Origin of the sequence: Avibacterium endocarditidis, assembly GCF_002921145.1 — a bacterium.
Lineage (GTDB): Bacteria > Pseudomonadota > Gammaproteobacteria > Enterobacterales > Pasteurellaceae > Avibacterium > Avibacterium endocarditidis.
Window position 1 is genome coordinate 1 of sequence record NZ_PQVI01000158.1, and the last position, 8062, is coordinate 8062.

The 8062-nt window shown below is 39.7% G+C and carries 8 protein-coding genes and 1 pseudogene; 6 read left to right on the forward strand and 3 right to left on the reverse strand.

Annotation, left to right across the window (positions count from 1 at the left end; all coding sequences use genetic code 11):
• The 3 genes and pseudogenes from C3Z13_RS11355 to C3Z13_RS12540 all read right to left on the reverse strand — a co-directional run.
• Window positions 1-200, reverse strand: a pseudogene (locus C3Z13_RS11355) (heme utilization cystosolic carrier protein HutX); the annotation flags it as partial.
• Between the two features lie 15 nt (window positions 201-215).
• Complete coding sequence (locus C3Z13_RS12535; protein WP_245872661.1) at window positions 216-1118, reverse strand: TonB-dependent receptor domain-containing protein; 903 nt, start codon at window positions 1116-1118, stop codon at window positions 216-218.
• Window positions 1119-1191: 73 nt separating this feature from the next.
• Window positions 1192-2355: a TonB-dependent receptor plug domain-containing protein gene (locus C3Z13_RS12540; protein ID WP_245872662.1), complete on the reverse strand. Its 1164-nt coding sequence runs from the start codon at window positions 2353-2355 to the stop codon at window positions 1192-1194.
• A 165-nt stretch (window positions 2356-2520) separates the two neighbouring features.
• On the opposite strand from C3Z13_RS12540, the gene C3Z13_RS12545 reads away from it, so the two are divergent.
• The 6 genes from C3Z13_RS12545 (at window position 2521) to C3Z13_RS11385 (ending at window position 8025) form a co-directional block, all read left to right on the forward strand.
• The gene (locus C3Z13_RS12545) at window positions 2521-2664 is read left to right on the forward strand and encodes a hypothetical protein (protein WP_245872663.1); all 144 of its coding nucleotides are present in this window, start codon (window positions 2521-2523) and stop codon (window positions 2662-2664) included.
• Window positions 2665-2677: 13 nt separating this feature from the next.
• Window positions 2678-4228, forward strand: coding sequence for a ShlB/FhaC/HecB family hemolysin secretion/activation protein (locus C3Z13_RS11365; RefSeq protein WP_245872664.1), 1551 nt, complete (start codon window positions 2678-2680; stop codon window positions 4226-4228).
• A 17-nt stretch (window positions 4229-4245) separates the two neighbouring features.
• The gene (locus C3Z13_RS11370; protein WP_103855981.1) at window positions 4246-5433 is read left to right on the forward strand and encodes a two-partner secretion domain-containing protein; all 1188 of its coding nucleotides are present in this window, start codon (window positions 4246-4248) and stop codon (window positions 5431-5433) included.
• Window positions 5418-5735: a hypothetical protein gene (locus C3Z13_RS11375; protein ID WP_103855982.1), complete on the forward strand. Its 318-nt coding sequence runs from the start codon at window positions 5418-5420 to the stop codon at window positions 5733-5735. The genes C3Z13_RS11370 and C3Z13_RS11375 overlap by 16 nt, the downstream gene beginning before the upstream one ends.
• The gene (locus C3Z13_RS11380; RefSeq protein WP_103855983.1) at window positions 5729-6007 is read left to right on the forward strand and encodes a hypothetical protein; all 279 of its coding nucleotides are present in this window, start codon (window positions 5729-5731) and stop codon (window positions 6005-6007) included. The genes C3Z13_RS11375 and C3Z13_RS11380 overlap by 7 nt, the downstream gene beginning before the upstream one ends.
• A gap of 158 nt (window positions 6008-6165) precedes the next feature.
• Window positions 6166-8025: a hypothetical protein gene (locus tag C3Z13_RS11385; RefSeq protein WP_103855984.1), complete on the forward strand. Its 1860-nt coding sequence runs from the start codon at window positions 6166-6168 to the stop codon at window positions 8023-8025.
• Window positions 8026-8062 lie beyond the last annotated feature (37 nt).

An 8062-nucleotide genomic window follows, 5' to 3' on the forward strand; every position in this document is an offset into this window, starting at 1 on the left:
TTTTCCACAATGGTAACCACGTTGCCCCAAGTATGAATTTCTGCCAGCAATTCCACCGCACTTCCGTTATAAAGATGAATAAAGTGCGGGGGTAAATTTTGGATTATTTTTCCTTCTTTCACCTTGAGTTGTGCAGCAAGATCAAGGGTGTGCAAATCAGGATTATCTGCCAATGCCTGTGCAATTTGTTGTTGTATCATTGTTTATCCTCCAAATTAGAATTGATAAGCTAACGATACTTTGACATTGCGCCCTGCTTCAGGGGTTAAGCTGAAAGCTGGGGTGTAGGCTTTATCGAAAAGATTTTCCACCGCAAAATCAATGCGTAAATTTGACCATTCGCCTTTTTGTGGCGCATAGCTAGCGGTAATATCCGTTAAGGTATAAGACGGATAATGCCCATTATGCGATGTAGGTACACGTTTTTGCGCAAAATAGTGGCGCACTTTTACCCCAATGGTGAAGGTTTCTGGCACAAGCGCATAAGATGCCGCAAGAATAATTTTATCCGCATTGATATTTTCCAACGCTTCACCCGTTTGGCGATCTTTACCACGCAATACGCCATACTGAAGATCCGCCGACCAACGTGGCGTTTCGTAATGGGCTGCAAGTTCTGCCCCTCTTAAACGCGCGTTTTGTACGTTACGATATTGGAATTGCAATGTGCGTGTTTGGCGTATCATTCCAATTTGCTGTAATTCAATAAAATCTTTTACATCATTTTGGAAAACCGTTGCGGTGACGCTGAACTTATCTTGCGCTGTCCACAAATCTTGCCAGTGGAATTTGGCGCTCAATTCTTTATTTTTCGCCACTTCAGCTTTGAGAACGGTATTTTCCACAAATACCGCTTCCGCCATTCCTTTAAAACCGAAATGATGACCTGAAATATAACGTTCTTGCAGACTTGGGGCGCGGAATGCTTCTGCATATTTTGCGCTTAAATTCAACCAAGGTGTGGCACGATAATCCAAAGTAACAGAAGGGGATAAGTGGTTTTTACGATAACTTTGGCTTTGTTTTTCTGAACTCTGGTAGCTATCAAAACGTAGCGCTGGCGAAAGCACTAAATTGTCGCTGAGATTAATATGACTGAGTAAATAAGCGCCCCACACATTGGCTTTTGCATCATAAGGATTTGGGCGATAATTGGCAGTAGAATAATCACGGCAACGAGGCGAGGTCGCGTTAGTGCAAGTGCCGTCTTGCGCTTTTCTCGCGTTTTGTTTTTACTCTGTCTTGATAAAAATCTACCCCATAAATCAAGGCTACACGATCAAACTCTGAGGCATTACGCAAGTTAAACCCCGTGGTTTTATAATGAGTTTCATCATTGGTGCCTGTGCGAAGATTGGTTTCGGTTTCTTTAGTATCATTGATATACAACGTTAATTCACCATTCACCAATCGGGAATCTGGATTGAAAAGATAACGCAATGACGCAGAACGATCTTTTACTTTTTGTGCAGAAAGATCAGCGATACCGCCAGCTTTGCCATAATCAGGCTTGCCACCGCTAGCATAAATTTTCCCTACTTCTGCAACAAAATCATTCGGCGTATAAGGCTCATACATCTCATTATTAGCTGGCGCAGTTTGTTTACTTTGCGTGCCGCGCAGGTTTAATTCTAAACGATGATGATCATTTATTTGCCAACCTGCTTTAACTAAGCCACCTTGCTGAGTGAGTTCGCTATGCGGTAATTTGCCTAAATCCTTACCTAAACGTAAGTCTTTATTTTTATTGTAAAATCCTTGAATTAACCAATCAAACTGACCATTTGCGCCATAAACAGCCAATTCACTTTGTGAACCAGAATCCGCCGAATGATAGCCTTGCTTGATCAATGCACCCCAAGTTTCGTTGGGTCTGAGCAAGTCAAAGGCGTTCAAGGTTCGCATTGCCACCACACCGCCTAATGCGCCACTGCCCCACAAGGTACTTGCAGGCCCTTTCACCACTTCAACTTCGCTTAACATACTGGTTGGTAAGAAATAAGATCCACGATGCTCTAAATTAAAATTTTGTCGCACGCCATCTACCACCTGAACCACTCTTGTTCCACTTAAACCACGAATAGCTGGGTTTTGTGCCAGTGTTCGCGAACCGCCTGCAATCTCCACATTCGCTTGTGTCGATAAGGCTTCCGCTACGCTAGCAGGCTGTAAAGTATCTAATTGAGATCGATTTAAAATGACGATATTTGCTTGATCTTTAGTGTATTGCGTGGGATCGCGCAACGCTTGAACGTTAATTTGTTCTAACTGCTCTGTGGCATAAGCCGTGCTACAAATAGTCGTGCAAATCGTTGATGCTAGTGCGAGATACAGCGGTGAAAACTTCATTTTCATAAGTGTTTTTTATCCTTTTTTGTTGTTGATAAGTTGTCATTTCCAAAAAAATTTCGCTTATCTTAAAAAGGCAAAAAAGGATTGTCAATGTTATTGATAATGATTTTCATTTATGTAACTCCAATCCTACCTAAAACACAGTATGCGCCACAAACAAGGAATTTTATGCGTAAAATCAATTGCTTAATTTATGGATTGGGATTTTTACCTGCTATTTCACTTGCTCAAAGTACAGATTTTCAACAGCAGTTACAACAATCCGCCGTGCTTTCCAAAGAACTCAACCCAAAATACACCGCACTTGGCTAAACCAGCTGGGGAAATGTTTAATAGCAATCTATCCAACGTACCGCAACAAGCAGGTGATCTGCATTTTGAATTAAAAGAAATTGAGGTAAAAATACTCTCAGAGCAAGGCTTAGACACGCCAATTAATGAGGATCTTTCTACACTCATTTCTCCTTACTTGAATCGCCCAATTACGTTGGCTGATCTAAATGAACTAACGCGTCAGATTACCCTTTATTATCGTCAGCATAATTATCTTGTTGCACGTGCTTATTTACCCCAACAAACCATTGAAAATCAACGTGTTATTATTGGTTTAATGCTAGGTAATGTTGGTGAGGTTCGTATTGACAATCAAAGTCGTTTTAAGACTAATTTTGATCAAAGAATGGCAAATACCAGCGTGAATTCACAGCCCTACTTAGCACAAAGTGAAGTTGAAAAATTATCGTTATTACTCAATGAAGTACCTGGTATCAACGCACAGTTAGGGATTCAAGCAGGACAAAATAGAGGTAGTGCAGATGTTAATATTCAGCTAAAAGACAGCAAACTATGGCAAGGTTATTTTTTCACTGACAACCAAGGCACGTCTGAAACTGGCAAATATCGTCTAAGTGCGGGAATAAAAATGTTGAATTTAGCAGGAATGGGGGATCAGTTTAATCTTGATTTACTCAGTTCACAAAATGCTCGGTTGAAAAATATTCGTGCTGAATATTCGTGGATCATTGATGGCTACGGCACAAGATTTGGGGTATTTGGTTCTTATCTACACTATAAATTAGGCAAAAATTTCACCGCACTTGATGCAAAAGGGAATAACCAAACCCTAGGCGCTTACATTTTACACCCGACTATTCGCCAACCTAATTTTCATTTGAATACTAAATTAACCTTTAGTCATAGCCGTATCCGCGATGCGCAAGGAATTCCACAACCTATTGAAAATATTGCAAAAATTAATCTTATCAATCTTTCATTCAACGGGGTATGGAATAGTTTTGCGCGTGGCACCACCTATTTCAATCTTGGGGCAACTGTTGGACGAGAAAATAACCATAGCACCGAAGCTTGGCAAAATAGCCCGATAGATTGGCAAGCAAGCAATAAATTTACCTTGGTCAATGCTGAAATTGCGCACGAACAAATGCTACCAAAAGACTTTGCCATTGAAGCGAGTATTAAAGGGCAAATGGCAGATAGAAATATTTCTAGCAATCAAAAAATGTTACTTGGCGGCACTAATGGGGTGAGAGGTTATCGAACTGGTGTTGCGTCAATCAGCGATGGCATTCTTTCGCAAATTAATCTGAAACATTATCAACCGCTGTTGCAAGATTCTTTGCTTGTCAGCTCGCTATTTTACGATTTTAGTGCAGGTAAAAAATACCACAAAATTCAAGCATACGAGCAACGCCCAGAACAACATAATCACATTAAATTGCAATCTGTTGGTGCTGGCTTACAACTCTTTTCGCCAAACAATTACAGTCTTTCTTTTTACTATGCAAAACCGATTGGCGCACGTCTTGAAAAAGAGAAAGAACACCAAATTGGCTTGTCATTGCTAAAATTATTCTAATCAGATAAGGAGAAAAAATGAAATCCGCACAACAACTTAGTCTCATTTCTCTTGCGATTCTTTCATCAACAAGTCTTGCTGCACAACTTGATCCGAATGCCTTACCTAAAGGGCATCAAATTGTACAGGGTGAAGCTCAAATTAATACACAAAATAATGCGATGACAATTAAACAAAATTCTGATCGCGTTTCGATTAATTGGGACAGTTTTGATATTGGTCGCCAAGCTAGCGTTGAATTTCAGCAGCCTAGTTCAAGTAGTATTGCTTATAATCGCGTTACTGGGGCGGATGTTTCTACCATTCAGGGCAAGCTCAGTGCCAATGGACGCGTTTTTCTTGCCAACCCAAATGGCATTATTTTTACCAAAGATGCGCAAGTTAATGTAGGCGCGATTCTAGCCACCACAAAAGATGTAGAGAAAATCAGTGAAAAATCACGATATGGTGGCGATACTGTTGCTTTTACAAGAAAAAAACAGCAAGAAGGTGAAATCATCAACCAAGTCACAATTAATGCACAAGACGCCATTATTTTGCTGGGCGATAAGGTGAAAAATCACGGAACGCTGAATCTTACAGGCAAAGCATCAGAAAAGGCACAAGCCAATTACTGGGGGGAATTAGAGCGCATTCAAATACAAAATAAAACGGTGCTTTTGGCAACGGGTGAAAATTTCACTCTTGATTTAGATAATTTTAACGTTGTGCTTACTGGCAATGAAATGGCTAGCTTAATTGAAAATGATGGCGTTATTTTGTCCAATGATCGCATTGAACTTACCGCAAAAGGCAAAGAAATGGCAAAAGATATTGCCATTAATAATAACGGCATTTTGGAAGCTAACAGCATTGCTATTGAAGGTGGAAAAATTCTTTTAGGCAATAACTCTGATATTCGTTATGGGAAAAATCATACCAGTGGCGCAGAATTAACCATTACGCAAGTAGGCAAAGCGGAAGGTGATGGGGTAAAAATTAGCGGAAAAATTACCGCACTTACTAATGTTAAAAAAGCCAATGTGCAAAATAATCAATACAATAATCGCTTTAAAAAGAATGAATTAGCTTTAGATGAAAAAGGTGATGTATATTATACCGACAGTGATTACACGTTAAAACAGCGAAAAAAGTGGATCAGGGGCTGCAAAGTGCGGATGGAAATCTCTATATTTATCAGAAAAATGGCATGTTTGAGATTTTAGCAAAAGGCGCTTATCAAGATTATCAAGCAAGCGCTGGCGGTGCAGAATTAGCTTCAAATCTAAGAAAGCCAGCCCTACAAATGGCATACCAAAAACCGATTTTAACCATTAATTACTTAGAGAAAGAAAATAATGTGAGTAATGTGGAAACGCATCTTGGTACCCAACTTGATCCTGTTAATGCAAAAATTGCGGAACAAATTAAAGCACAGATTGATGCTGGCAATTTGGTTTTCTTAAAACCTGATGAAATCAGCAAGATCGCAAGCCAAGTCATTGAAGAACAAAAAATGCCTTGCTAGCCAAAACCAATCTTTCTGAAAATGAATTAAAAACCCAATTAAATGGCAATCTTTCAAGCATTACTGTTGGTAACGAAACGCATAAACGAGAAGGCTTAATTTTCACTGAAAAATTACAACAATTTGCGCAAGAGTTAGATCAGAAAAATCAAGTGGATACCAGTCATAGTACCACTTTTGACGATCTAAAATTATTAGCCAGTTTGTTAGATCGAACCGCCAGTTTTGGCGAAAATCGCGAGGCCACTCAAACTGCGTATGGTGAGTGCTGATAAAAAACGCTTAAGGTAGTTCGTGTTGATGAAAAACTTGCGGACAAATTACAGCGTAAACTCGCCTTGCCACTCACCACGATCCAAGCTGACAGCGCAATCAATATTGAAAATACGACCTTTCCCCCCCCCCCCCCCCGAAAGTCCAGCATAATCTGTTGTTGCTCACTGCCCATAAAAACACGGATTCCAACACATTCACCCTCAATAATGTAACTTTTAACTTGGGCAAAGGTTCTGTTGGAATAGGTAATGCGCAAACGCTACAGCCATTACAAGAAGAAACCTTGTTATTAAAAGAGATGAATGGGAAAACTCAGCCGCTTTATACCTTGTCAGGAAAAGCATTAGAACCGAAAACTGCACAGGAGCTACTCCAATCTATTCAACTTGCAAGCTCTGCGGACTATATCTCTTTTACCAATAAGGAAGGTGAAAAAATCAAGCTCACTGATTTATGGCAATCATTTCTCAATCATATTGGTACACAGGAAATAGGTGATCTAAATAACCAAGGCATTTATTCTTTTGCCTTAGACCAGTTTTACCAATTTGCAACTGAAAACACTGCTTCACCAAATAAGAGCCAAATTGAAATTATTTTACAACGTTCCAATCTAGCCAATGGCGCACTCTATAATAAATTCACAAAAAAAGAACCGCTCTTTGAAACAGCAAAAAGCGTCCAAACTATCACAGGATTAAGTACGAAACAGCCTACCTTTAATGTAGCATTAAATAATGTGAATTTTACCAGTGGCAAAGATTTTGTTATCGCAGATGGATTTAAAGACGTAAGCCTAAATCGCGTGAAAACCAATGGTGAAATCGGTATTTTCATTAATTCAGGAAATATGCGAACTTATACCGCTCAATCTTCAAACCTTGCCGCCCCAGAAACGAAACAGGGCTATGAATATGTTATTACAGATTTAAAAGAACGCGTACTGAGAGGGGGCTTCCCTTTGCCTGATAAACGCTATAATCTTCTCGATGAGCAAGGCACAAAACGTAGTAAACGAGAATTTGCGACGGCATTTGTTGATTGGGTAACAAGCGAGGCAACCGCCCGTTCTTATATAAAAGATACCCATATTCAAATTAATGATAGCCAGCTAAATAGCGAAGAAGGGTTTATTCATCTTTTTGCTGAAAATATTGACCTTGATAACAGCACGTTATCTGTCAATTACAGTAAACCGCTTTATGAATCCTTTATGCAAAATGCAAATAAACTGGCGTTAAATGGACAAAATATCGGTCTAAAAAACAGCAAACTCACCGTAAAAGGAGCGGATACTTACGGCTCTTCTGCCCTTGCGCCTGCTGCGGGGATTTTCCTTGTGGGCGATATTTTAGGGGAGTCTAGTGAAGTTTATGCCAAAACATTCCAAGGTTATTCAATTAGAACCTATGGCAATACGATCTTGCGCGGTAAAAATAATCCGAGTGATTTAACCATCACCGCGATCAATACCGGCCACTATGCTGAACCAGATGTAGGCTTAGGTACATTCAGTAATGATAATTTTCTTGATGCCGTTGCTTTTCATCCTGGTGATGCTCCCAGAACTAGCACCGTATTAGACAATATTACACTCAATGCCCTTGCCCCAAATGGCGCACGAGCCTTTGAAAGTATGGACACAACCAATCACCCAAATGCGGTTAGCATTAAAGTGAAAGAAAATGCGATAATGAACTATTATGAGCAACCTCGAATTTTTTCATTTGAGTCAAATGTTGTTGCGGGAAAAGCTCGCTCGCTCACGCCACGAGAACATTTACAACTCCTTGATAGAATTGAGAATAATCCTATCACTCAATTAGGCGCACAAATAGATTCCGCCCAAAGTGTTCATTATAATCTTCCTACGGAATTTGAAGAGGATATAACAATAAAAGAAGAGCCATTGATTGATCTTTGTGAAACAGATGAAACAGGCAAATCGCAATGCCATCAATATTCTCCTTCACAAAATTCTAAAGTCAGCATTGGGGAAATCTCGGAATTATAACAAAACAAAAAAATTGGCTAGGCATTAATATCACTAG